This is a genomic window from Streptomyces sp. NPDC023838 (genome assembly GCF_040639555.1).
Classification (GTDB): Bacteria; Actinomycetota; Actinomycetes; order Streptomycetales; family Streptomycetaceae; genus Streptomyces.
This window is the reverse complement of sequence record NZ_JBFAAD010000014.1, coordinates 1-23,403: the sequence shown is the minus strand read 5'-3', so window position 1 is coordinate 23,403 and position 23,403 is coordinate 1. Positions and strand designations below refer to the sequence as shown.

Sequence of the window (23,403 nt, the reverse complement as noted above, 5' to 3'; positions counted from 1 at the left end):
CCCCACCATCCGGTGCACCGCCGCCAGGGGACCGCTGCCGTCCCCGCCCACAGACCGGAAAGATCAATGGCTTCCATAACCACCAACACCCCGCCGCCACCGGCGGCTCCGGCACCCGCCCCGCGCCACAGGTCCACCGGCCGCGCGGGCGACAAGGTCTTCCTCGGCCTCTCCCGGGGCTCCGGCATCCTGCTGCTCGTCCTGATGGCGTCGATCGCCGTCTTCCTGAGCGTCCGCGCGGGGATCGCCATTTCGAAGGACGAGGGCAACTTCCTCACGACCTTCGACTGGGACCCCGCCGCGCAGAAGCCCGTCTTCGGCATCGCCGTCCTGCTCTTCGGCACGGTCGTCAGCTCGATCATCGCGATGGCCATCGCGGTTCCGATCGCTGTCGGCATCGCGCTGTTCATCTCGCACTACGCGCCGCGCAAGCTGGCCGCGCCCCTCGCCTACGTCGTCGACCTGCTCGCCGCGGTCCCCTCGATCATCTACGGCATCTGGGGCGCCCTCGTCCTGGTGCCCTACCTCGAGGGTCTGAACTCCTGGCTGGACGACTACCTCGGCTGGACGTACGTCTTCGAGAAGACCGAGGTCGGCGTCGCCCGCTCGCTCTTCACCGTCGGCATCCTGCTCGCGATCATGATCCTGCCGATCGTGACCAGCGTGAGCCGCGAAGTCTTCCTCCAGGTCCCGCGGATGAACGAGGAGGCCGCCCTGGCCCTCGGCGCCACCCGCTGGGAGGTCATCCGGATGTCGGTGCTGCCCTTCGGCCGTTCCGGCATCATCTCCGCGTCCATGCTGGGCCTGGGACGCGCGCTCGGCGAGACGATGGCCGTCGCCACGGTCCTCTCCCCGAGCTATCTGATCTCGCTCCACCTGCTCAACCCGGGTGGCGGCACCTTCGCCCAGAACATCGCGGCGAAGTTCGACGAGGCCAACGAGCTCGGCCGGGACGCGCTGATCGCCTCCGGCCTGGTGCTCTTCGTCCTCACCCTGCTGGTCAACGGCGCGGCCCGCCTGATCATCGCGCGCCGCAAGGAGTACTCGGGGGCGAACGCCTGATGTCGAACGCAGTAGTCCAGGACACCCGCCCGGCGCCCTCCGCGCCCCGCAAGGGCAGCCTGAGCCGTCGGGGCCTGCCCCGCTGGGCCGGGGCCGCCTTCGGCGCCGCCGGAGTCGCGCTCGGCTGCGGCACCGGCCTCGTCTTCGGCCTGGAGAGCAAGGTCCAGTGGGGCCTGATCTCCGCGCTCCTGTTCGTGCTCATCTCGTACGTGGTCACCACGTACGTCGAGAACAAGCGCCAGGCCAAGGACCGCGTCGCGACCTCCCTCGTCTGGGTCTGCTTCATCCTCGCCCTCGTCCCGCTGATCTCCCTGCTGTGGACGACGATCAGCCGGGGTACCAAGGTCCTCGACGGGAACTTCCTCACCCACTCCATGGCCGGCGTCCCCGGCTTCGAGAAGGGCGGCGGCGTCTACCACGCGCTGATCGGCACCCTGGAGCAGGTCGGCATCGCCACCCTGATCTCCGCCCCGCTCGGCCTGCTGACGGCGGTCTACCTGGTGGAGTACGGCAAGGGCGCGCTCGCCAAGGCCGTGACCTTCTTCGTCGACGTGATGACCGGCATCCCCTCCATCGTGGCGGGCCTGTTCATCCTCACCCTGATGCTGATGTTCGAGCTCAAGCCGTCCGGCTTCATGGGCTCGCTGGCGCTGGCGATCCTGATGATGCCGGTCGTGGTCCGCTCCACCGAGGAGATGCTCAAGCTCGTCCCGAACGAACTGCGCGAGGCCTCGCTGGCCCTCGGCGTGCCGAAGTGGCGCACGATCCTGAAGGTGGTCCTGCCGACCGCGATCGGCGGCATCACCACGGGCGTGATGCTCGCGATCGCCCGTATCGCCGGTGAGACCGCCCCGATCATGCTGCTCGTCTTCGGCAGCCAGCTGATCAACACGAACCCCTTCGACGGCGCCCAGTCCTCGCTCCCCTTCTACATTTGGGAGCAGTACCGGGTGGGCAGCGACGCGTCCTACGACCGCGGCTGGGCCGCGGCCCTGGTGCTGATCGCCTTCGTCATGATCCTCAATCTGGTGGCCCGCGGCATCGCCCGCTGGAAGGCCCCCAAGACCGGTCGCTGACGCGGCCATATCAGCGACCCTCTCTCGCACGCTCGAAAGAAGCAGTGATCCCCATGGCCAAGCGAATCGACGTCAGCGGCCTGACGGCCTACTACGGCTCCCACAAGGCGATCGAAGACATCTCGATGACCGTGGAGCCCCGCTCCGTGACGGCCTTCATCGGCCCGTCCGGCTGCGGCAAGTCCACGTTCCTGCGCACCCTGAACCGGATGCACGAGGTCACCCCCGGCGGCCGCGTCGAGGGCAAGGTGCTCCTGGACGACGAGAACCTGTACGGCAGGGACGTCGACCCGGTGGCCGTGCGCCGTACGGTGGGCATGGTCTTCCAGCGCCCGAACCCGTTCCCCACCATGTCGATCTTCGACAACGTGGCGGCCGGGCTGCGACTGAACGGCTCGTACAAGAAGAACCAGCTGGCGGACGTCGTCGAGAAGTCCCTCAAGGGCGCGAACCTCTGGAACGAGGTCAAGGACCGCCTCAACAAGCCCGGCTCGGGCCTGTCCGGCGGCCAGCAGCAGCGGCTGTGCATCGCCCGCGCGATCGCGGTCGAGCCGGACGTGCTGCTGATGGACGAGCCGTGCTCCGCGCTCGACCCGATCTCCACCCTCGCCATCGAGGACCTGATCGGCGAGCTGAAGGAGCGCTTCACGATCGTCATCGTGACGCACAACATGCAGCAGGCGGCGCGTGTCTCGGACCGTACGGCCTTCTTCAACCTGGCCGCCGTCGGCCAGCCCGGCCGTCTCGTCGAGCTCGACGAGACCGAGCGGATCTTCTCCAACCCGTCCGTCCAGGCCACCGAGGACTACATCTCGGGCCGCTTCGGATAGCCCCCAAGCCGTCTGCGGTGCTGCATGGCGGTGCCACCGCAAGACGAAGGGCCCGCCCCCTGGTGCCAGGGGGCGGGCCCGTTTTCCGTTCCGAACAGTGCGGCTCAGCCGAAGAAGATCCGCACCACGTAATAGCTGGCCGCCGCCACGAGCGCGGCCGCGGGCATGGTGATGAACCAGCCCAGGATGATGTTCTTGGCAACGCCCCAACGGACCGCGTTGACCCGCTTCGTCGCCCCCACACCCATGATCGCGGAGGTGATGACATGGGTCGTGGAGATCGGCGCCTTGAAGAGGAACGCCGTCACGAACATGAGCGAAGCCCCCGTCGTCTCCGCGGCGAACCCCTGCGGCGGATCCAGCTCAATGATCTTGCGCCCGAGCGTCCGCATGATCCGCCAGCCACCCGCGTACGTACCGAGCGAGAGCATCACCGCACAGGCGATCTTCACCCACACCGGAATTGGCGCGTCGGCGCTCTGCACATCGCCGATGACCAGGGCCATCACCACGATGCCCATGGTCTTCTGCGCGTCCTGGAGGCCGTGGCCGAGCGCCATGCCGGCCGCCGAGACGGTCTGCGCGATACGGAATCCCCGCTTGGCCTTGTGCGGGTTGGCCTTGCGGAAGAGCCACATAATCGCGCACATCACCAGGTAACCGGCGATGAGACCGACCACCGGCGACAGGAACATCGGGATGATGACCTTTTCGAGGACGCCCGACCAGATGACGTCCGTACCGCCCGCGAGCGCCGCGCCCACCATGCCGCCGAACAGCGCGTGCGAGGAGGACGAGGGAAGGCCGAAGTACCAGGTGACGAGGTTCCAGACGATCGCGCCGAGCAGCGCGGCGAAGAGGATGCCCATCCCCTTGTCGCCGGTGGGCGTCGCGATCAGGCCCTTGCTGACGGTGTGCGCGACCCCTTGGCCGAGGAAGGCGCCGGCGAGGTTCATCACCGCGGCCATCGCCAGCGCCGCGCGCGGGGTCAGCGCCCGCGTCGAGACGGAGGTCGCGATGGCGTTCGCCGAGTCGTGGAACCCGTTCGTGTATGTGAATCCGAGCGCGACCGCGATGGTCACGACCAGTGCGAAGGTGTCCACGAAGCTCAGGACTCCTTGACGGCGATGGTCTCCACCGTGTTCGCCACGTGCTCGAAGGCGTCCGCGGCCTCTTCGAGTACGTCCACGATCTGCTTGAGCTTGAGCACCTCAATGGCGTCGTACTTGCCGTTGAAGAGATGGGCGAGCAGCTTGCGGTGGATCTGGTCGGCCTGGTTCTCGAGCCGGTTGACCTCGATCCAGTACTCGGTGAGGTTGGACATCGTCCGCAGGTTCGGCATGGCCTCGGCGGTCAGCTCGGCCGCCCGGGCCAGTACCTCGATCTGCTGCTCGACGCCCTTGGGCAGCTCCTCGACGTTGTACAGGACGACGAGGTCGACGGCCTCCTCCATGAAGTCCATGATGTCGTCGAGGCACGAGGCGAGGTTGTAGATGTCCTCGCGGTCGAACGGCGTGATGAAGGAGGAGTTCAGCTGGTGGAAGATCGCGTGGGTCGCGTCGTCGCCCGCGTGCTCCGCTGCCCGCATGCGCTCCGCGATCTCGGCCCGGGACGCGGAGTCCGCTCCGAGCAGTTCCATGAGGAGCTTCGAGCCCGTGACGATGTTGTCCGCGGATGCGGAGAACATGTCGTAGAAGCTCGTCTCCCTGGGGGTCAGACGAAAGCGCACGTGGGGTCCTCGGGGTGCTCTGGATTCGGTCAGGCTGATGCTAGGCGCATCATCCGGCCACGGCTAACCGGCGTACTTCAGTGTCGCCCATCAGGCACAGTGATCAGCACGGGCCCCCGGCCCGTTTCCGGGCCCGCTTCGGCAGGGTTCGTTACCCTATACCCACGAGGGGTATCCAGCCCCTCTTCGCACAACGGGAGGACGCGATGACGACCACCGAGCCCGCCGAGCCGGACACCGTCCTCACGGACCAGCCGCACACGGTGCACGGCTACCACAAGCAGAAGGACGAGCACCTCAAGCGGCTGCGCCGCATCGAGGGCCAGATCCGCGGGCTGCAGCGCCTGGTGGACGAGGACGTCTACTGCATCGACATACTCACCCAGGTCTCCGCGTCCACGAAGGCCCTCCAGTCCTTCGCCCTCCAGCTCCTGGAGGAACACCTGCGGCACTGCGTGGCGGACGCGGCGGTGAAGGGGGGCGGGGAGATCGACGCGAAGGTAGAAGAGGCAACAAAGGCAATCGCCCGCCTGCTGCGCACGTAGGGCCGAGGCCGGCCCCCGGCACCACCACGGCGCCCCCACGGGCGGGCGCGCCGCCGCAACGGTCGCCCCTGCGCTGTGCGTCACATGCGTGCCGCCGCGCCCGCTAACCCGGCCACCGCCACGGGCGTGCGCGCCGCCGTGCTGTGCGTCGCATGCGTGGCGCCGCGCCGGGCCCAACCCGGCCGCCGCAGCGAGCGTGCGCGCCGCCGCTGTGTGTCGCAGCGTGCTGCACGCTGGCCCCGCCGCCGCTCACCCCGCCGCCGCTGTGGGCATGCGTGCCGCTAGGGGCGGCACGGGTGGGCACAGCGGCAACCCCGTCCCGCCGGGTTGCGCACCCCCGCCCTGACCCGGCCCGACCCTGGCGCGCACAGACCGAGGGACCCGCAGGCCGGTGGTCCGGCAGGCCCGGCGTACACCCCCACCCCGGCCCCCGGCCGAAACGCGGCGGCCCGGGCCGAGCAAGCACACCCCGGCACCCCGGCACCCCGGCCGCCCCGGCCGAAACGTGGCGCCCCATGCCGAGCAAGCCCGCGCCCCACCCCCCGCCGCAGGAATCAGCCGCGCCCCTCGGGCTCGACCTTGAGGACCTCGTCGATCAGGTCTGGACTGAGCCGCTCCCCGGCCGCAGCCGACGCGGCGATCATCAGCTCGCCGCACAGCTCGATCTCGACGAGGGCCACGTGGTCCTGGACGGTTGCGCTGCGAAGCCCGGCCACGCACCTCACCCCTCTACCCCTCTTTCTGCCGTCGTCGGCTTCCTAGCGTAGGGAGGAGGACACACACCGCGCATGGCACGGACGGACCATTTCCGCCACCGCCCATGACTGAATTCCCGAACGCCCCCCGAACCCCTATGACTCGATCTTTCCGGCATAGATGTCCCGCTCCGCCGGCAGCCGCACTGTCGCGGGCACCCCGAATCCGTACAGCAGCGTGGTCGAGGCGACCGCGACCGTACGCCCCTCGTTGACGTAGCTGAAGTGCTGGCGCAGCTTGCGCAGCAGCCCCTGCGCGTCGAAGTACGCGTCGTACGGCACCGCGCCCTTCTCCCGGCCGAACCCCTTCGCCGCCGCCGCCAGCGATCCGCGCGCGTGCGGCCCGGCCGCGACCGCCGCGCGGGGGATGTCGGCGGTGCCCCGGTAGTGCCGGACCCGGACGCCCGCCAGGTCCTCCTCGCCCAGATATGTCACCGCGCCCGTCCCGCGCAGCAGTTCGGCCGCGACCATCGGGTCGGTGACCCCGCCGGTGACCAGGTTGCCGTCGGGCAGCGTCGCCGTGTCGACCCGGACCCACTTGTCGACGGGGACGCCCGCGCCCCGGTTCTTCATGTACAGCGCACCGGGCGCGAGCAGTTCGGTGATCGGCCGGTGCTCCTCCGCGCCCGCCGCGTCCTTGGGCAGCACGACCTTCAACCGGCCCATGCGGCGCGTGAAGTCGTAGACCCCCTCGCCCCGGATCGTCACCCGCGTCCCGCCCGCCGCCACCTCCATGGAGGTGCTGGTCTTGGAGCTACGGGCGGCCACCAGCGCGTCCGCGGCCCGCGCCACCACCTGGCCCGGCTCGGCCGTGGCCGCGCCCGGCCCGCCGGCGCCCGAGGGCCCGTCCGCCCCGCACCCGGCGACGAGCACACCCACGACAGCCACCGCGGCGGTCACCCCAGCCGCCGTCGCACCGGTCACGCCGGTCACAACGGCACCGGCGAACCCCGCGCCCCCACGCCTCTGCCGCTGCACCGTCATCGCCGTCCAACCCCCAAACGCCATCCACGTCCGGCCACACCACCCGCCCCGCTTAACGACCGCGGCCCCACCCCGGTCACGCCCGCGCCCGGGCCTGGGTACCGTTGCCCCGTGCCCCACCAAGCCCCGGCTCCCGAGCACCGCACCACCACCACGGAACGCGGCAGCTTCGCCCACGCCCGCTGCTCCTGCGGCTGGACCGGCCCCGCCCGCCGCTCCCGCGACAAAGCCAGGACGGACGCCGATCAGCACGAGTCGGCGGCCTTCTGACCGCCGGACCCACACCACCCCGTTCGAAGAACGGGACGAGGAACGGGACGAGGAACGGGACTAAGGACGAAGCACGGGACGGTTCGGGACCCGGCCGTCCGGGAAGACCTCCCCGCATGGACCGGCGTTCCCTCCTCGCCGCGGGGGCCGCGGGCGCCGCCCTCGCCGCGGCCACGGCGTCCGCCTGCACCTCCGGCGCCGCCCGCGACCAGCCCTCCACGTCCCCCGGACCGCCCAGGGCCACCGGCACCGGCACCGGCCCCGCCCCCAGCGCCTCCCCGGCCGCCTGGACCGCCCTCGCGCGCTCACTCGCCGGGTCCCTCGTCCGACCCGGCGACGCCCCGTACCCGACCGCGCGCCAGCTCTACAACACCCGCTTCGACAGCCTGAGACCGGCCGCCGTCGCATACGTGGCGAACGACGCCGACGTCCAGGAGTGCCTGGTCTTCGCCCGCGCCCACCGCACCCCCGTCGCCCTGCGCAGCGGCGGCCACTCGTACGCCGGGTGGTCCTCCGGCACCGGCCGCCTCGTCCTCGACGTGTCGAAGCTCAACCGCGTCCGTACCGAAGGCGACACCGCCAGGGTCGGCGCGGGCGCCCGGCTGCTCGACGTCTACCTCGCCCTGGGCCGCAACGACCGTACGATTCCCGGCGGTTCCTGCCCCACGGTCGGCGTCACCGGCCTCACCCTCGGCGGCGGCCACGGCGTCGCCACGCGCGCGTACGGGGCGACCTGCGACAGCCTCACCTCCGCGACCCTCATCACCGCCGACGGCAAGCGGCTCACCGCCGACGCCGACCGCGAGCGCGACCTCTTCTGGGCCCTGCGCGGCGCGGGCAACGGCAACTTCGGCGTGGTCACCGAGCTCACCTTCCGTACGCACGATGCCCCGCGGACCGTCACCGCGTATCTGTCCTGGCCCTGGGCGAGGGCGCAGGCGGTGATCGAGGCCTGGCAGGAGTGGGGCCCCGACCAGCCCGACGAGATCTGGTCCGCCGCCCATCTCGCGGCGGGCGCCGGCGGCGTACGGGCCGGGGCCGCCCCCACGGTCACCGTCTCGGCGTTCTCGCTGGGCTCCTACGGCGACCTCCAGAACGCCGTGGACCGCCTCGCCGACCGCGTCGGCGCACCCGCCGCCTCCGTCTCGCTGCGCCGCCACGGCTACACCGACGCGATGCTCGCGTACGGCGGGTGCGCCGCCCTCTCCGAGGCGCAGTGCCACCTCGCGGGCGCCACCCCCGGCCGCAACCCGCAAGGAGCCCTCCAGCGCGAGACGTACGCGGCCCGGTCCGCGTTCTTCGACCGCGAGGTCCCCGCCGACGGCGTACGGGCCCTGCTCGCCAGGACCGAGGCCTTCGGGAACGTGACGGCCGCTCAGGGCGGCGGAGCGGGCAGCGTGGCGCTCACGGCGCTCGGCGGGGCGCTGAACCGCGTGTCCCCGACAGCGACGGCGTTCGTGCACCGCCGCTCGCGGGTGCTCGCGCAGTACATCGCCTCCTGGCGCCCCGGCACCCACGGAACGGCCCAACAGGCATGGCTGAATACCACCCATGACGCACTGAGCCGGTACGCCAACGGGGCCGCCTACCAGAACTACGCCGACCCGGAGCTGACGGACTGGCGCAAGGCGTACTACGGCGCCGCCGCGCCCCGGCTCGCCCAGCTCAAGCGCCGCTACGACCCGACGCGCCTGTTCGACTTCCCCCAGGCGCTGTGAAGCCGCTTACGCGGCCAGGTCGTTCGCCCCGGGACCCGCTCCCGGCCCCGTGCCCTTCTCGGCCTCCGACCGGGGCTCGGGCAGGTCCACGGCGAGCCGCAGCGCGGACTGGCCGGCGCGCCGCGACCGTACGAGACGGCCGAGGCGGGGCGAGCGGGCCACCGTCGACACCAGCGGGGTCAGCAGCATCAGGGCGAGCGGTGCGAGCAGCAGCGTGACGGCGGTGCCCAGGGCGAAGCCGCCGACCACGTCCGTGGGGTAGTGCACGCCCATGTAGACCCGGCAGAAGCCCTCGGCGAGCGCGAGCCCGAGCGCGGCGAGCCCGAACTTGCGGTGCGCGACGAAGAGTCCGGCCCCGATCGCCATCGCCATCGTGGCGTGGTCGCTCACGAACGAGTAGTCCGTCTTGCCGTCCACCAGGACGTCGAGTCCCTTGTGGGTGACGAAGGGCCGGGGCCGCTCCACGAATCCCCTGATGGGGATGTTGACGAGCAGCGCGATCCCGGCGCCGAGCGGCGCCCAGACGAGGGCAGCGAGCGAGGCCAGGGCGCTCTCGCGGTCCTCGCCGCGGCGCAGGCTCCACCAGCACCAGAGCACCAGGAGGACGAGGGCGAGCAGGATCCCGTACTCGCCGACGAACTCCATGACGCGGTCGAACCACGAGGGGGCGGAAGCGGCGAGTCCGTTGATGTCGTAGAGCAGGCTGACGTCCGGGTTCGACCCGTCCAGCGCGAGTCCAGCCATGCCGAGGCCCCTTGCCTGTGCGTGTAGCTACCAACCCCCGTGGTCAGTACTCTGCGGTCACTGTCCACTGAACGGCCTGAACGGCCCTCGCGTTCCACTCTCCACGGAATGATCACCACGACGTTACCGAAGAGAGACTCATCGTCGCAGCTCAGGGCCATGACCTGACGGAGAGTTCCGACGAGATCCAGCCACTGTGTACCGCCGGTCACGTACCCGGTTTGAACGTCGGCAACGCGGCCGCGCCGTCCTTGGTGACCCGGGTCGCGCCGAAGTAGTCGGGCGCGTCGATCTTGTCGAAGCGGATGACGGCGCCGGTGTAGGGGGCATTGATCATGTACCCGCCGCCGACGTACAGCCCGACGTGGTGGATGGCGCGGGAGTTGGTGAGGTCGTCGGAGAAGAAGACGAGGTCGCCGGGGAGGAGCTCGCCGCGGGAGGGGTGCGGGCCGGCGTTGTACTGGTCGTTGGCGACGCGCGGCAGCGTGATCCCGACGGTCGAGTACGCGGCCTGCGTCAGCCCCGAACAGTCGAACCGCCCCCCTTGCTCGGCGGTCCCCTCCCCGCCCCACAGATACGGCGTACCGAGCTTCTTCTGCGCGTAGTAGATGGCCCCGGCGGCCTGCTGGGAGGGCTGCACGCGGGTGGTAGGGCGGGCGAAGCTCTTCTCCAGGGTGCGGATGGTTTTGACGTAGCCCTGGGTCTCCTTGTACGGCGGCACGCCCCCGTACTTGATGACGGCGTACGACCCCGCGTTGTACGCCGCCAGCATGTTGCTGCTCTGGTCCCCCGGCACGTTCTTGACGTACCCGGCCAGTTCGCAGTCGTAGGAGGCGGCGGAGGGGATCGCGTCGGCCGGGTCCCAGATGTTCTTCTTGCCGTCGCCGTTGCCGTCGATGCCGTGCGTGGCCCAGGTGCCGGGGATGAACTGCGCGATGCCGCGCGCGTCGGCCGGGCTCTTGGCCGTCGGGTCCCAGCCGCTCTCCTGGTACAACTGGGCCGCCAGCATGGCGGGGTTGAGGGCGGGGCACAGGTTGCCCCACTTCTGCACCAACGGCTGGTACAGGGCGGGCACCGCACCCTTGGCCAGCCCGACCGACTTGCCCGCGCCGAGCCCGGAGTTCAGCCCGGCCGCCGCCGAGTACGTGCCCACGACGAGCAGGGCGACGAAGCCCACGCCCGCCCCTGTCGCGATGCCTCCGGCCACCAGGAATTTACGCACCCCTCAACCCTCCCCCATCCGGGCCCGGTTCACCGCCTACTTCACTCGGAAGCCAGAACACGCGATGCTCGCGTAGTCCGTAGGGCTGCCCTTGACGTGATAGAACACCACCGTCCAGTCTCCGGGGTCGTTGGCGACCGGGATGGCGTTGTCGGCCTTGCCCCCGAAGTGACTCGCGAAGTCGTCCGGATACGTCAGCTCGATGAACTCTCCGGACTTCCACTTGCTGTAGATGTCCACCGGCTTACTGGTGTAGCCGACGGACTTGTTCTCCATCGTGAGGTCCACGAACGGCTTGCCTGTGTCGGGGTCGATCTCGTGCGGCGGCTTCACCCCGACGGAGACGTAGTACGGGCCGGGCCTGGTGTCCTTCGCTTCCGCGTTCTTCATCCGCATCACGATCTTGGCCTTCTTCGTGACGTACGGAAGGCCCTGGTCGTCGGCGTTCTCCACCGCCGTCTGGAACTCGGCGGGCAGGTTCCCCTCCCCGCCGATCGTGTGGCACTCGCCTATCCCGTGCGAGGCGGTGGCGGGGTCCTTGGACAGCGTCCAGTAGTCGCGCGAGACACGGTTGTTCTCGATGTACCGCGGCGGCTGCGCCGCTCCCCCGGACCCGGTCGGAGTGGCCGCCGACGTCCCGCCGGAGGGCTTGCCCGTCGGGGGCGAGCCCGAAGCTCCTGCCCCGCCCCCACCCGGCAACCCCCGCACCACCACCGCCGCCGTCACCCCCACCACCGCCGCCACCGCGATCGTCACCAGCCAGGGGGTGCGGCGGCGGGAGCGGGGGGCCGGGGTGGGGGGGTAGGGCGGGGTGGGGTGGTAGGGCGGGGTGGGGTGGTTCGGGGGTATCAGGCCTGCGGCCGTCGCCGTGGGGAGGTCGTGCGGGGGCGGCTCCGTCAGGCCCGTCGCGAGCGCCTGGTAGTACGGGTCCTCCACCAGCGCCGACGTCACCGCGCACCGCACGATGACCTCCGCCGGAGTGGGCCGCGCGGCCGGGTCCTTGGCCGCGCAGGCCAGGATCAGCGCGGCCAGCTCCGGCTCGACGCCCGCCACGTCGATCGCCTCGTGGACGGCCCGGTACGACACCGCGTCCATGGGCCCCGACCCGAACGGCGCCCTCCCCGTAGCCGCATACGCGATCGTCGCCCCCAGGGCGAACACGTCCGCCGGGTCGCCGACCTCGTTGCGCAGGAGGACCTCGGGTGCCGTGAAGCCGGGGGTGCCGGGGGCCGTGCCCGGGGCCGTCAGGGCCGTGTCCGCCGCCGCGCGCGCGATGCCGAAGTCGATGAGCTGGGGGCCCTGCGGGGCCAGGATGACGTTCTGGGGCTTGAGGTCCCGGTGCGTCACCCCGTACGCGTGCACGCTCGCGAGCCCCTCCGCCAACGCCGCGAACAGCTTGCGGCAGGTGTCCGGCGGGAACGGGCCCCGGTCGGCGACGGCGCGGCTCAGGGTCGGCCCGGAGACGTACTCCGTGGCGAGCCAGTACGGCGGCGCCGCCAGCGACGCGTCGATCAGGTTCGCGGTGTACGCGCTGCGCACCGCGCGTACCGTCTCCGCCTCCCGGCGGAAGCGGGCCAGCGCCTCGGGGTGGTCGGTGATCTCTTCCTTGATCACCTTCAGTGCCACCAGGCGGCCTCCTGGCGAGCGGCCGAGATAGACCATGCCCATCCCGCCCGCGCCCAGCCGGGCGAGCAGGGCGTACGTACCTATGTGTGCCGGATCCCGGGGCTTGAGCGCGTCCACCTGACGACTCTGTCACGTAACACGCCATCTCCTCACGCCCGTTGACCCTCTTGTGATCACACACACCCAAGAGCGATCACTTGACGTACACAAACGGGCAGATCACCGGGCTCGCCTCCCCCTCCGCATCGTTGCTACGTTGCATCGGCAAGTAAAGGGAACCAAAAGGCATGGCAACGGGGGAACGGCCGCAGATGGCACTCAGCACGCAGTGGGAAGAGCTCTTCGCGGGCACTCCGTCCAGGTCGGGCGGGGCCTCGGGAGCGCTGTCGGGAGGGCTGCCGGGAGGGCAGCTGCCTCCCGCCTCCGGAATGCGGCTCGCGTCTGCCAATGGCAAAGAGGGGGGCGGCGGCGCGCCCGACGTCCAGTTCAGCAAGTCCCCCTGGAGCTCCGCCGGCAAGGTCGCGGGCGAGCTGCGCACCGGCACGGCCGGCGCGCTCGCCGACCTCGCACAGCTACGGCTCGACGGTCGTCGGCGACGCCTCGAACCGGGGCAAGCTGGCCGCCGACGACATCGTGGTGGCGGGCAGCCCCGGCATGGCTGGGACTCCGGCAGTGTGAGCCTGCGCAACCAGGCCGCGGTCGTCGCCGGACGATACGACCAGGTGAAGGAAGCGCATTGACCAGCACGACCACCACGGCGCGCCGCCGTCGACCGGTGCTCACGGCGCTGGCCGGCGCGCTCGCCCTCGCCACTCTCACGACGGGATGCCCCATGGACAAGGCCACGAACGCGGACGGCCTCAGCTACAAGCCGACCACGCTGGCCGTCCCCGAGGCGCGGGCGAAGGCGAAGCGTCTCTCCAGCCAGCTCTTCGACCTGATGGCGATCAAAGACGCCAAGACCACCCAGCCGGGACCGGGCGTCGGCCGAAGCGAGTCCGACCCCGACCACCTCTACCAGATCCGGCACCCGTGGTCGCTGTACGACGTACCCGTCAGTGAGCTCCAGGCCGGCTTCCAGCGGCTGAAGGACCGGATGCCGGGCAACGGCTGGAAGATCAACAAGTACGGCCCCAACGGCACGGCGGCCGGCACCCTGGAGCTCAACGCCGACTCGACGACCGAGCAGCGATTCACGGTGCTGGTCGAGCTCTGGGACAAGCCCGCGGCCGGCAAGAAGCCGCTCATCCTCGTCAACGTGGTCTCGGCGTTCTTCCGCGCCCCCGAGGGAACGGACCTCGACGGCGAGTACTGAACGGGGCGCCGGGCGCTGCTGGTCGGCGGGGCGCCGGGCGCGTACGACTCCCCAGCACCCCGGGCGGTCCGAGCCCTCAGCAGACGTCCCCCACCGCCAACCGGTAAAGCGCCGCCGTCGTCGTCCCGAACACCACGCTGTACGACACGTCCGGGTCGTCCCCGCCCTGCTGGTAGCCGCCGATGACACCCACCACGGACCCGTCCGGCGCCGCCCAGGGGCTGCCGCTCGTGCCGCCGGGGTAGTCGGGGCACGCGACGCGCTGCTGGGTGTCGCCGAAGGGCGTCGCGCGCGTGGTGCAGGACTGCGGGGTGTCGGAGTCGCCCGGGTAGCCCGTCACCGTCACCGTGCCGCCCGCCGGCACGTCCGTGGCCAGCGGCGCCGCGCCCACCGCGTCCTCCACCCGGCCGCCGTTGAGCGAGCCGGGGCCCAGGACCGCGAAAGCCACGTCGTCGTCCTCGTTCTGGTCGTCCGACCAGGCGTCGTCCACGTACTTCTGCTTGACCGGCCACGTCCCGTACGGCGCCTGCCCGTCCCGGTAGCCGGGCGCGAACACCGCGTCGTCCTGGTCGTCCAGGCAGTGCGCCGCCGTGACGATCACGTCCCGGCCCTCGCTGTGCACCACCGACGCCGTGCAGAAGTGGTCCCCGTCCAGGCCCCCGTCGAACAGGGCGCCCACGCGCGCGTTGGCGGCCGTGGCGGGCGCCGGCCGGGTCGTACCGGCGGGCCCGGCGCTCGGACCCCCGTACGCCGTGCCCCCGTACGACGGGATCACCAGGAGCACCGCCACCGCCGACAGCGCACGCAGCTGGGAGACGTGTCTCATGGCCCCGACCCTGACGCGCGGACCTGAGAAGACTCCTGGAACTTTTCTGAGAAGAGTCTGTGAAGCGCCCCGCCCGGCCCCCCACCGGCCCTCCGCTGCCCCTCCGTCGGCCGCCGCCGACGCCCCCGCCCGCGCCCCCGAAAACGCACCGGCGCAAGTTCCACTCAAGCGAACGGGCCCAGAGTGCACCAACGACAGTCATTGCCCGGAGTCACCATGCATGATACACAGAGTAACCATACGCGAATCCGTAGAGAACCGGTCCACCGCAGGTCAGGGCGGTGCGACCGGCACAGCTGTGCGGTTTCCGGAAAAGAGAGCCGCCAAGTCGACATACCCGGGCGGTTTCATCAGCGAAGATAGAGCCTGACCCATGCCATGGGGCAGGGGCATCGAACTACCCGACAGGGGCGGTGAGTTACGTGTACCTGGCAGCAGAAAAGGGCGACATCACCACGATCATCGGCGGGATCGCGCCCAACTGGGGGCCGTTCGGGAGCCTGGGCAACGAGGCCCGGGTGATGGTCGAAGTCGTGATGGCCGTGGCCATCCTGCTCTGCCTCGGCATCGCCGTCTGGGGCGCGGCCAAACAGAGGATCGGTGCGACCGCTCTGCGCGACACGTTCAGCGCGGAGCAGGGCAAGGGTCTGATCGTGGCCGGGCTGACCGGAGTCTTCATCATCGGCTCACTCGGCACGCTGTTCACCATTGTGTACGGGATGGCCGTCTGACCCGACCTCAGGTCCGGCCCCGTCCCGCCGCGTTCGTCCCCAGAGGGCCCGCCCAGGCCCTCCTCCCACACCATCCGTCCGTCGTGCCCACCGGCTGAGGTTGCGTCTCCCTGATGTCGAGTCACCACACCGCGCCCGCGCGGGAACCAGCACGGCTACCGTCGTACTACACGACGGACCAGCGAAGGGTTGAGGGGGCGTACGCGGCATGAGCCTCGGCGACGAGCACGACTCCAGGCGCACGGAGGACGCGTACAGCACCGTCGGCGGTACGCGCCAGACGCGCACCCGGCTGCCCGAGGGCGAGGGCGCCGACGTGTACGGCGGCGTCCGCCGCCCCGTCCGCGCCTCGCGCTCCCTGCTCATGGTCGTCGGCGTGGTGGTCCTCCTCGTCGCCGCGATCGCCTTCGCCAACCGGGGCGATGGCGGTGACGGCTCCTCCGACGACCCCAAGCAGTCCGACCCGAACCCGACGGCCGCGAGCGGCACGAAGCCGGTCCAGGGCAAAGCGGCCGGCATCCCGACGGGCTTCCCCCAGACGGAACAGGGGGCGCAGTCGGCGGCGGTGAACTATGTCGTGGCGCTCGGTTCGGACGGCATGTACAACCCGGCCCGCCGTCACGAGATCGTGAGCACCGTGTACGCGCCGGACGTGGCGGCGGCCCGCCAGGGCGACCTCGACCGGGCGTACTCCGGTCCGGAGTTCCTGGCCCGGATCGGGCTCAAACCGGACGGCAGCGCGCCCACTGGGCTGACCTTCATCTCCCGGTTCAACCCCGTCGGCTCCAAGGTGGAGACGTACAGCAGCGAAGCCGCGAGCGTGTCCGTCTGGTACTCGGCCCTGTTCGGGCTCGCGGGCGAGGGCTCGAAGAACCCCGTTTCCGAGGGCTGGTACACCAACACGTTCCAGCTGAAGTGGGTCGGCAACGACTGGAAGGTCACCGACTTCACCCAGAAGGACGGTCCGGCACCCGTCGGGCGCGACCAGGCCGCCGCGACCGCCAAGGACATGGCCGACGCAGTCGAGCAGTACGGAGGGTTCACCTATGCCCGGTAAGCGGCCCCGCCGCGCCCTCCCGCTCGCCACGGCGCTGACGGCCGTGCAGACCACCGCCGTACTGGCCGCCACGTACGCGTACGCGGCACCGAGCCCCACCCCCAGCCCCACGCCGAGCCCCGGAGCCAGCACCGCCGGGCCCTGCGACCTCATCCGCGGTCCTGCCAAGGACTACTGCGAGTCGGGCAGTGGCAAGCCCAGCACCTCGCCGGGAACCGTCGCCCCCGGCGACCCCGCCGACCCCCTGACCTCCCTCGCCCGCGGCTGCGCCGACGCCGCCGTCTGGGTCGTCGACACGCTCTCCAAGTTCGTGAAGACCGCCGCCAAGGTGGACTTCACCAACCCCGCCTTCCTCGGCCGCTACGCCGTAGTCTTCGCCGCCGCGACCATCCTCACGCTCGTCCTGTGGCTGCTCGCCGTCACCAAGCGGGCGATCCGCGGGGTGCCGCTGACCACCGCGATCTCCGAGGCCGTCGGGTTCCTCTGGCTCACCGTGCTCGCCTCCGCCTTCACCCCGCTGATCCTCTACACCGTCGTCAACGCCACCGACGCCGTCACCGACGTCATCGCCTCCGGCACCGGCGACCAGACCGACGTCTTCTTCGGGTCGTTCTCGGCCGCGCTGAAGAAGGGCACGGACATCGGCGGCGGCCCGATCATGCTGATCGTCGTCTCCCTGGTCACCATCCTCGCGGCCGGCATCCTCTTCCTGGAGCTCTACATCCGCGCCCTCCTGCTGTACGTGGGAGCGCTGCTCGGCGTCGTCGTGTACTCGGGACTCGTCGACAAGAACATGTGGGGTCACGTCCGCCGCTGGGCCGGGATCATGATCGCGATCATCCTGGTGAAACCCATCATCGTGATCGTGCTGAGCCTGGCGGGCGCGCTCTCGGCGGGGAAGGGGCCGGACTCCTTCCAGGCGGTCGTCTCGGGCCTGGCCATCATCCTGCTGGCCATCTTCGCCTCCGCGATGATCTACCGCTTCGTACCCGGCTTCGGCGACGAGATCGCCGCCGCCCGCACCAACCGCAAGCAGGCCACCGACGGCTCCCAGGCGGCCGCCGTGATCTCCTCCCCGGCCGCCCTCGTCTCCCAGGGCATCAAGACCCACAGCAGCCGGGGCAACCAGGGCGGCAACAGCGCCCAGCCCCGGCCCGCCAACCCGGTCTCCGGCGGCGTGGCCGCCCACAGCAGCCGGGGCTCCTCCGGCGGCGGTGGCGGCGGCGGACATGTCCCCTCCGCCGCACCCCCGCCCCGTAACGGCTCCGGACCCACCAGCGGCACCCCGCACAGCAGCCGCAACACCGGCAACAAGGGCAACAACAGCACAGGAGGTGGAGGGCGTTGACGACCCAGTCCCAACCGGTCTCGCCCCGCCGCACGTATCTGATCGGCCGGGCCAGGCCGTCGGCGATCGTCGGCAAGAACCGCGAGACCGGCGAGATCGCGCTGATCATCGGCGGCGCGTTCCTCGGCATGATGTGTGGACTGCTGGTCCCCGTCCTGTCCCTGCGGATCGTGCTGCTCATGGGCTTCCCCATGCTGGCGCTCGCCGCGGTGTACCTCCCGTACAAACACCGCACCTTCTACAAGTGGTTCGAGATCAACCGCAGTTACAAGCGCTCCCTGCGCCGCGGCACCACCTACCGCTCCTCCGCCATGGAGGCGGGCGTGCGCGGTGACGGACGCGAGGTCGAGATCGGACCGCCGCCCGGCATCGGCCGGATCAACTGGCTCGCCGCGCCCTTCGGCCCCGACGAGATCGCCGTCCTGCTGCACGCCGACCGCCGGACCGTCACCGCCGCCATCGAGATCGAGGGCCCCGGTGTGGGCCTGCGCGACTCGGAGGACCAGGAAGCCCTCGTCGACCGGTTCGGCACGCTGCTCAAGCACGTCGCCAACGGCGACGGGTTCGTCACCCGCCTCCAGATGCTCGCCCGCACCCTGCCCGCCGACCCGGACGCGCACGCCAAGGACGTCGCCCAGCGCGGCGACCACGGCTCACCCGGCTGGCTCCAGGAGTCCTACGAGCAGCTCCAGTCCATGGTGTCCACCTCCAGCGAGCAGCACCGCGCGTATCTCGTCGCCTGTATGCAGTACTCGCGCGAGCTCGCCGCCGAGGCCAACGCCATGGCCCGCGCCGCCCGCCCGCAGCCCGGCCGCAAGCTCGACCGGGACGCCGGGCTCGCCGTCGTCATGGCCCGCGAGCTCACCGACATCTGCGCCCGACTCGCCGAGGCCGACATCCGGGTGCGCCAGCCCCTCGGCCAGGGGCGGCTCGCCTCGCTCGTGCACTCCATGTACGACCCGGACCACCCCATCGACCACATCCAGGCCATGACCAAGCGCAACGCCTGGCCCGCCGAGCTGGACGCGGTCGAGCCCACCTATCTCCAGGCCAAGACCCGCGAGTCGTCCACGCGCGCGCCCTGGTGCCACGCCACGGCGTGGGTGAAGGAGTGGCCGATGACCCCCGTGGGCGTCAACTTCCTCGCCCCCCTCCTCGTCCACACCCCGGACGTGATCCGTACGGTCGCGGTCTGCATGGACCTCGAACCCACCGAGGTCGCCATCGAGCGCATGCTCACCGAGAAGACCAACGACGAGGCCGAGGCCTCGCGCGCGGCCAAGATGAACCGGACCGTCGACCCGCGCGACATCGCCGCCCACGGCCGCCTCGACCAACGGGGTGAAGATCTCGCCAGTGGCGCGGCAGGCGTCAACCTCGTCGGGTACATCACGGTGTCGGCGCGCTCCCCCGAGGCCCTGGCGAGGGACAAGCGCACCATCCGCGCCTCGGCCGGCAAGTCGTACCTGAAGCTGGAGTGGTGCGACCGCGAGCACCACCGGGCCTTCGTCAACACCTTGCCGTTCGCGACCGGCATCCGCCGCTAGCCGAGAGCTGATAGGGGCCCTGCTCATGCGAGATCCGCTCTCCGCGCTCACCAACGCCTTCACCTCCTTCCTCTTCGGCAAGGTCGAGACCACCCGGCTGCCGGTGCGCACCTCCACCGGCCAGGCGCAGGCCGTCTATCTGCCGACGGCCGCGCCCGGCCTCGGCGACTCGGGCGTGATCATCGGCCGCGAGGTCTACAGCGGCAAGGGATACATCTACGACCCCTTCCAGCTGTACGGACAGCAGCTGCCCGCGCCGCACTGGCTGGTCCTCGGGGAGTCCGGCAACGGCAAGTCGGCCCTTGAGAAGACCTATGTGCTGCGCCAGCTGCGCTTCCGCGACCGCCAGGTCGTCGTGCTCGACGCCCAGGGCGAGGACGGCGTCGGCGAATGGAACCTCATCGCGCGCGAGCTGGGGATAACTCCCATCCGGCTCGACCCGATGGCCGCCCTCGACGGCGGCATCCGGCTCAACCCGCTGGACCCGGCGATCACCACCACGGGCCAGCTGGCGCTGCTGCGCACCATCATCGAGGTGGCGATGGGGCACGGCCTGGACGAGCGGTCGGGCTTCGCCCTGAAGGTGGCGCACGCCTACGTCAACGAGACCATCACCGACCGCCAGCCCGTCCTCACCGACATCGTGGAACAGCTGCGCCACCCGGAGGCCGCCTCGGCGGTCGCCATGAACGTCGACATAGACGACGTCCGGGCCTGGGGCCTGGACGTGGCGCTCGTCCTGGACCGGCTGGTCGACGGCGACCTGCGGGGCATGTTCGACGGACCGACCTCGGTCGGCATCGACCTGGACGCCCCGCTGATCGTCTTCGACCTCTCGCACATCGACCGCAACTCGATCGCGATGCCGATCCTGATGGCGATCGTCGGCGTCTGGCTGGAGCACACCTGGATCCGGCCCGACCGCAAGAAGCGCATCTTCCTGGTGGAGGAGGCCTGGCACATCATCAACTCGCCGTTCGTGGCGCAGCTCTTCCAGCGGCTGCTCAAGTTCGGTCGGCGCCTCGGCCTGTCCTTCGTAGCCGTCGTCCACCACCTCTCGGACGTGGTGGACGGGGCGGCGGCGCGGGAGGCGGCGGCGATCCTGAAGATGGCGTCGACCAGGACGATCTACGCCCAGAAGACGGACGAGGCGAGGGCGACGGGCGGAGTGCTCGGCCTGCCACGCTGGGCGGTCGAGATCATCCCGACGCTCACGCCCGGTATCGCCGTCTGGGACGTCAACGGCAATGTCCAGGTGGTCAAACACCTGATCACCGAGCGGGAACGGCCGCTGGTCTTCACCGACCGGGCGATGACGGAGTCGGCGGCGACCGATGACGTACTCGCCCATGAACTGGAGAGCCGGCTGGAGGCGGAGAGCGAGCGCAGGGCAGCGATGATGGAACAGCAAATGTCCGGCACCTCCTCGCCCGAGTCGACCGTGGCCTGACGGTTCGGCGGCCCCTCCCCGTCGAGGGGCCTGCCGGATCAACGGCCGCCCGCACCACGGAAGTTCCCCGACACACGCACGTTTTGGCCCGACACGCCGGAGGTTGCCTGACATGCCGGAGTCCCGCTCCCGCGGCGAGGAGCGCGGCATCCCCGACTCCCTGCTGGTCGGGCTGCTCGCGTTCCTGCTCGGCCTCACCGTCCTGGTCTGGACGGCGACGGGCCTGGCGGGCCTGTTCAGCCACGGCGCCTGGCCGGACGCAGTGACGTTCACCCGCACCCCGCTCGCCCTGCGCCGGCTCATCCAGGCCCCACACGACCTCCCGGCCGCCTGGCCGGACACCCCCGCCGCCCAGCTCTCCGGCTACGGCCTCTTCTGGGGCCTGCTCATCGGCCAACTGCTCGTGCTCCTGGTGCTGTTCATCTTCGCCCTGGGCACGTGGTCGCGCTGGCGCGCGGTACGCGCGAGAGCCAAGGCGTCGGCTGCGATGCGGGGGGATGCGGTGGGGGGTCAGGGTCTGGATGCGGGTCTGGGAGTGGGCGCGGGTCCGGGTCTGGGGGTGGGCCCGGACGCACTGGGGCCCACTGGTCCCACCGGCCCCACCGGCCCCACCGGCCGCACCGGACCCCTGGAGTCACTGGCCACGCCTGCCGCGCCTGCCGCCCCTGCCGCCCCTGCCGTACCGAGCAGACCCGACCACTCCGCCGCTCCCGCCACGCCGGAACCCTGGGATCCGTCCCGCGCGACGCACACAGTACGTACGGATGGCGCGTACGCGAACGGGCCCGCCCCGCATCCCGTACCGGCGGCCGGCGCCGCGCCCCGGCAGACGGACGCCGCGGCCGGGCGGCTCCCGGCGCCCCGCGCGGCCCGCCCGCCCCGGCTCGTCTACGGCGGCCCCGACACCCGACGCCCCACCGCCGTCCAGGCCATCCAGGACGCCGAGGGCGCCGCGCTCGTCATCACCTCGGACCCCACCCTGTGGGCGGAGACGAAGGACGCGCGCGCGAAGCTCGGCCCGGTGCACGTGTACGACCCGGGGCACCTCTGCGACACCCCGGCCCGGCTGCACTGGTCGCCCACGAGCGGCTGCGAGGACGCGGACGTGGCGGCGGCGCGCGCGACCGCGCTGCTCGCACCCGTACGCCCGCAGGCCCGTATCGACGCCGCCATGGCCGACACCGCCGAGACGCTGCTCCGGTGCTGGCTGCACGCGGCCGCGCTGGACAGCCGGGACGGCAAGGCGGTCAAGCAGATGCACCGCTGGGCCCAGGGCACCGGCGCCCACGAGGCCGTACGCATACTCCGCACCCACCCCAAGGCCATGAGCGGCTCGGCGGGCCTGCTGGAGTCGGCGCTGACCGCGCACCCCGAACGCCGGGAGATCGCCCAGGAACTGACGGCCCGTGCGCTCGACGCCCTCTCCTCGATTCACATCCGCGAGGCCTGCACGCCGAACCGAGCGGATTCGCTCGCGCTGGAATCATTCGCCGCGGAAGGGGGCACGCTTTACGTGGTGGGTGAAGCCATCGAGGACCCGCGGTCCCGCCCCGCCGCGATGCCGCTCCTCACGGCCCTCGCCTCAGACGTGGTCGAGCACGGCCGCCGCATGGCCGAACGGTCACCCGACGGTCGGCTCGACCCACCAATGGCGCTGGTCCTGGACGACGTGGCCGCGGTCGCGCCGCTGCCCCGGCTGCCCGAACTCCTCTCGACCGGCCAGGACCTGGGCCTGCCGACCCTGGCCCTGCTCCGCTCGGCGGAACAAGCCCGGGCCCGTTGGACGGAGACGCTCAAGCCGTGAGGAAGCCGGCTGTAAGGGCCGAGGCCCTCGGCGCTTACGGACGGGGGCACACCATCTCGATGTCGTACTCGTTCGGCAGCCCGGCCGGGGCGGGCGTGGTCTTCCCGGTCCGCGCGAACCCGAACTTCCGATAGAAGCCCTCGGCCCGCCCATTCTGGTTGTGCACATAGAGCCGTACGCGTTCGAGCTGCGGCTCCTCCAGCGACCAGGCCCACTCCAGCGCGCCCTCGAAGAGCCTCTCGGTGAGCCCGATGCCCCGGAACTCGGGGCGGACGAAGACGCCGACCACATGTCCCTGGGGCGCTTCGATGTCCACCCCGAAGAAGTCCACGTTCCCCGGCTGCTCGACCAGGACGACGACGGTACCCGCCCATGTGCCGTCCGGGCCCTCGGCCACGAACTGGCGGCCGCCGGTGCCGCTGGAGACGCCGGCGGTGCGCTCCTGCCAGAAGATGTCGGGGTGGGCGCGGGCCTCCTCGGCGGTCTCAAGGAAGGCAACCGGGGCAGAAGGGTCGGCGAGCCCGGCCATCCGGAGCTCCTTGGCCTTGCGCCATTCGTCGGCCCGCACGGGGCGTATCACGTGATCCATGGCCAGATCCTGCCATGGAACGCAGAAAAGCCCCGCACCATTAATCCTTGCGGATCATGGTGCGGGGCTTCCCGCAATGATTGTTCGGCGGCGTCCTACTCTCCCACAGGGTCCCCCCTGCAGTACCATCGGCGCTGAAAGGCTTAGCTTCCGGGTTCGGAATGTAACCGGGCGT

At 71.0% G+C, this 23,403-nt stretch carries 23 protein-coding genes and 1 rRNA gene; 14 read left to right on the top strand and 10 right to left on the bottom strand.

Going from position 1 to position 23,403, the window contains the following annotated elements; all coding sequences use genetic code 11:
• Positions 1 to 66: 66 nt before the first annotated feature.
• Genes pstC through pstB form a run of 3 tightly spaced genes read left to right on the top strand, consistent with a single transcriptional unit; the run spans position 67 to position 2,968 of the window.
• Positions 67 to 1,062: a phosphate ABC transporter permease subunit PstC gene (pstC, locus tag AB0G17_RS18860; RefSeq protein WP_361383443.1), complete on the top strand. Its 996-nt coding sequence runs from the start codon at positions 67 to 69 to the stop codon at positions 1,060 to 1,062.
• Positions 1,062 to 2,138, top strand: coding sequence for a phosphate ABC transporter permease PstA (gene pstA / locus AB0G17_RS18855; RefSeq protein WP_361383440.1), 1,077 nt, complete (start codon positions 1,062 to 1,064; stop codon positions 2,136 to 2,138). The genes pstC and pstA overlap by 1 nt, the downstream gene beginning before the upstream one ends.
• 53 nt (positions 2,139 to 2,191) lie before the next feature.
• Entirely contained in the window at positions 2,192 to 2,968 is a 777-nt protein-coding gene (gene pstB / locus AB0G17_RS18850; protein WP_358833702.1) for a phosphate ABC transporter ATP-binding protein PstB, read from the top strand.
• A gap of 104 nt (positions 2,969 to 3,072) precedes the next feature.
• Here pstB and AB0G17_RS18845 read toward each other — a convergent pair whose 3' ends face one another.
• Positions 3,073 to 4,071 carry an inorganic phosphate transporter gene (locus AB0G17_RS18845; protein ID WP_361383437.1) on the bottom strand — a complete coding sequence of 333 codons (999 nt, stop codon included), beginning with the start codon at positions 4,069 to 4,071 and terminating at the stop codon, positions 3,073 to 3,075.
• Between the two features lie 5 nt (positions 4,072 to 4,076).
• Positions 4,077 to 4,697, bottom strand: coding sequence for a DUF47 family protein (locus AB0G17_RS18840; protein ID WP_067155188.1), 621 nt, complete (start codon positions 4,695 to 4,697; stop codon positions 4,077 to 4,079).
• A gap of 206 nt (positions 4,698 to 4,903) precedes the next feature.
• Here AB0G17_RS18840 and AB0G17_RS18835 point away from each other — a divergent pair, with 206 nt between their 5' ends.
• Entirely contained in the window at positions 4,904 to 5,242 is a 339-nt protein-coding gene (locus AB0G17_RS18835; protein ID WP_067155185.1) for a metal-sensitive transcriptional regulator, read from the top strand.
• A gap of 554 nt (positions 5,243 to 5,796) precedes the next feature.
• Here the strand turns inward: AB0G17_RS18835 and AB0G17_RS18830 are convergent.
• Both AB0G17_RS18830 and AB0G17_RS18825 read right to left on the bottom strand, forming a co-directional pair.
• A complete protein-coding gene (locus AB0G17_RS18830) occupies positions 5,797 to 5,958 on the bottom strand; it encodes a hypothetical protein (RefSeq protein WP_361383433.1) in 162 nt (53 codons plus the stop codon).
• Positions 5,959 to 6,093: 135 nt separating this feature from the next.
• On the bottom strand, positions 6,094 to 6,921 hold the full coding sequence (locus tag AB0G17_RS18825; RefSeq protein ID WP_361383430.1) for a hypothetical protein: 828 nt from the start codon (positions 6,919 to 6,921) through the stop codon (positions 6,094 to 6,096).
• A gap of 171 nt (positions 6,922 to 7,092) precedes the next feature.
• Here AB0G17_RS18825 and AB0G17_RS18820 point away from each other — a divergent pair, with 171 nt between their 5' ends.
• The gene (locus tag AB0G17_RS18820; protein WP_361383427.1) at positions 7,093 to 7,251 is read left to right on the top strand and encodes a hypothetical protein; all 159 of its coding nucleotides are present in this window, start codon (positions 7,093 to 7,095) and stop codon (positions 7,249 to 7,251) included.
• 116 nt (positions 7,252 to 7,367) lie between these two features.
• Positions 7,368 to 8,969 carry an FAD-binding oxidoreductase gene (locus AB0G17_RS18815; RefSeq protein ID WP_361383424.1) on the top strand — a complete coding sequence of 534 codons (1,602 nt, stop codon included), beginning with the start codon at positions 7,368 to 7,370 and terminating at the stop codon, positions 8,967 to 8,969.
• A 6-nt stretch (positions 8,970 to 8,975) separates the two neighbouring features.
• Here the strand turns inward: AB0G17_RS18815 and AB0G17_RS18810 are convergent, their stop codons facing one another.
• The 3 genes from AB0G17_RS18810 to AB0G17_RS18800 all read right to left on the bottom strand — a co-directional run bounded on the left by AB0G17_RS18810 (position 8,976) and on the right by AB0G17_RS18800 (position 12,678).
• A complete protein-coding gene (locus AB0G17_RS18810; protein ID WP_361383421.1) occupies positions 8,976 to 9,713 on the bottom strand; it encodes a phosphatase PAP2 family protein in 738 nt (245 codons plus the stop codon).
• A gap of 208 nt (positions 9,714 to 9,921) precedes the next feature.
• Entirely contained in the window at positions 9,922 to 10,935 is a 1,014-nt protein-coding gene (locus AB0G17_RS18805) for a bifunctional lytic transglycosylase/C40 family peptidase (RefSeq protein WP_361383418.1), read from the bottom strand.
• A gap of 36 nt (positions 10,936 to 10,971) precedes the next feature.
• A complete protein-coding gene (locus AB0G17_RS18800) occupies positions 10,972 to 12,678 on the bottom strand; it encodes a serine/threonine-protein kinase (protein WP_361383415.1) in 1,707 nt (568 codons plus the stop codon).
• Positions 12,679 to 13,008: 330 nt separating this feature from the next.
• Between AB0G17_RS18800 and AB0G17_RS18795 the strand changes: the two genes are divergently transcribed.
• Positions 13,009 to 13,239 carry an alpha/beta hydrolase gene (locus AB0G17_RS18795; protein ID WP_361383412.1) on the top strand — a complete coding sequence of 77 codons (231 nt, stop codon included), beginning with the start codon at positions 13,009 to 13,011 and terminating at the stop codon, positions 13,237 to 13,239.
• A 58-nt stretch (positions 13,240 to 13,297) separates the two neighbouring features.
• On the top strand, positions 13,298 to 13,876 hold the full coding sequence (locus tag AB0G17_RS18790; protein WP_361383409.1) for a hypothetical protein: 579 nt from the start codon (positions 13,298 to 13,300) through the stop codon (positions 13,874 to 13,876).
• 76 nt (positions 13,877 to 13,952) lie between these two features.
• Here the strand turns inward: AB0G17_RS18790 and AB0G17_RS18785 are convergent, their stop codons facing one another.
• Complete coding sequence (locus AB0G17_RS18785) at positions 13,953 to 14,702, bottom strand: trypsin-like peptidase domain-containing protein (protein WP_361383406.1); 750 nt, start codon at positions 14,700 to 14,702, stop codon at positions 13,953 to 13,955.
• 422 nt (positions 14,703 to 15,124) lie between these two features.
• On the opposite strand from AB0G17_RS18785, the gene AB0G17_RS18780 reads away from it, so the two are divergent.
• From AB0G17_RS18780 to AB0G17_RS18755, 6 genes are all read left to right on the top strand, one after another.
• Entirely contained in the window at positions 15,125 to 15,433 is a 309-nt protein-coding gene (locus tag AB0G17_RS18780; protein WP_101389324.1) for a hypothetical protein, read from the top strand.
• 208 nt (positions 15,434 to 15,641) lie between these two features.
• Entirely contained in the window at positions 15,642 to 16,490 is an 849-nt protein-coding gene (locus tag AB0G17_RS18775; protein ID WP_361383403.1) for a hypothetical protein, read from the top strand.
• On the top strand, positions 16,480 to 17,838 hold the full coding sequence (locus AB0G17_RS18770) for a hypothetical protein (protein ID WP_361383400.1): 1,359 nt from the start codon (positions 16,480 to 16,482) through the stop codon (positions 17,836 to 17,838). The genes AB0G17_RS18775 and AB0G17_RS18770 overlap by 11 nt, the downstream gene beginning before the upstream one ends.
• Positions 17,835 to 19,385 (top strand): SCO6880 family protein, encoded by a 1,551-nt coding sequence (locus AB0G17_RS18765; RefSeq protein ID WP_361383397.1) that lies wholly within the window; start codon positions 17,835 to 17,837, stop codon positions 19,383 to 19,385. The genes AB0G17_RS18770 and AB0G17_RS18765 overlap by 4 nt, the downstream gene beginning before the upstream one ends.
• 25 nt (positions 19,386 to 19,410) lie before the next feature.
• The gene (locus AB0G17_RS18760) at positions 19,411 to 20,835 is read left to right on the top strand and encodes an ATP-binding protein (protein WP_361383394.1); all 1,425 of its coding nucleotides are present in this window, start codon (positions 19,411 to 19,413) and stop codon (positions 20,833 to 20,835) included.
• A gap of 112 nt (positions 20,836 to 20,947) precedes the next feature.
• On the top strand, positions 20,948 to 22,639 hold the full coding sequence (locus tag AB0G17_RS18755; RefSeq protein WP_361383391.1) for a type IV secretory system conjugative DNA transfer family protein: 1,692 nt from the start codon (positions 20,948 to 20,950) through the stop codon (positions 22,637 to 22,639).
• A 34-nt stretch (positions 22,640 to 22,673) separates the two neighbouring features.
• Here AB0G17_RS18755 and AB0G17_RS18750 read toward each other — a convergent pair whose 3' ends face one another.
• Positions 22,674 to 23,228, bottom strand: coding sequence for a GNAT family N-acetyltransferase (locus tag AB0G17_RS18750; protein ID WP_361383388.1), 555 nt, complete (start codon positions 23,226 to 23,228; stop codon positions 22,674 to 22,676).
• 82 nt (positions 23,229 to 23,310) lie between these two features.
• Positions 23,311 to 23,403: ribosomal RNA gene (rrf, locus tag AB0G17_RS18745) — 5S ribosomal RNA — on the bottom strand; the annotation flags it as partial.

What these genes read in the sequence shown, in the direction of transcription:
- AB0G17_RS18810 (WP_361383421.1), bottom strand. Translation starts at nt 9,713, where the DNA reads ATGGCTGGACTCGCGCTGGACGGGTCGAACCCGGACGTCAGCCTGCTC.
- pstA (WP_361383440.1), top strand. Translation starts at nt 1,062, where the DNA reads ATGTCGAACGCAGTAGTCCAGGACACCCGCCCGGCGCCCTCCGCGCCC.
- AB0G17_RS18750 (WP_361383388.1), bottom strand. Translation starts at nt 23,228, where the DNA reads ATGGATCACGTGATACGCCCCGTGCGGGCCGACGAATGGCGCAAGGCC.
- AB0G17_RS18775 (WP_361383403.1), top strand. Translation starts at nt 15,642, where the DNA reads ATGAGCCTCGGCGACGAGCACGACTCCAGGCGCACGGAGGACGCGTAC.
- AB0G17_RS18760 (WP_361383394.1), top strand. Translation starts at nt 19,411, where the DNA reads ATGCGAGATCCGCTCTCCGCGCTCACCAACGCCTTCACCTCCTTCCTC.
- pstC (WP_361383443.1), top strand. Translation starts at nt 67, where the DNA reads ATGGCTTCCATAACCACCAACACCCCGCCGCCACCGGCGGCTCCGGCA.
- AB0G17_RS18770 (WP_361383400.1), top strand. Translation starts at nt 16,480, where the DNA reads ATGCCCGGTAAGCGGCCCCGCCGCGCCCTCCCGCTCGCCACGGCGCTG.
- AB0G17_RS18755 (WP_361383391.1), top strand. Translation starts at nt 20,948, where the DNA reads ATGCCGGAGTCCCGCTCCCGCGGCGAGGAGCGCGGCATCCCCGACTCC.
- AB0G17_RS18795 (WP_361383412.1), top strand. Translation starts at nt 13,009, where the DNA reads ATGGCAAAGAGGGGGGCGGCGGCGCGCCCGACGTCCAGTTCAGCAAGT.
- AB0G17_RS18835 (WP_067155185.1), top strand. Translation starts at nt 4,904, where the DNA reads ATGACGACCACCGAGCCCGCCGAGCCGGACACCGTCCTCACGGACCAG.
- AB0G17_RS18815 (WP_361383424.1), top strand. Translation starts at nt 7,368, where the DNA reads ATGGACCGGCGTTCCCTCCTCGCCGCGGGGGCCGCGGGCGCCGCCCTC.
- pstB (WP_358833702.1), top strand. Translation starts at nt 2,192, where the DNA reads ATGGCCAAGCGAATCGACGTCAGCGGCCTGACGGCCTACTACGGCTCC.
- AB0G17_RS18785 (WP_361383406.1), bottom strand. Translation starts at nt 14,702, where the DNA reads ATGAGACACGTCTCCCAGCTGCGTGCGCTGTCGGCGGTGGCGGTGCTC.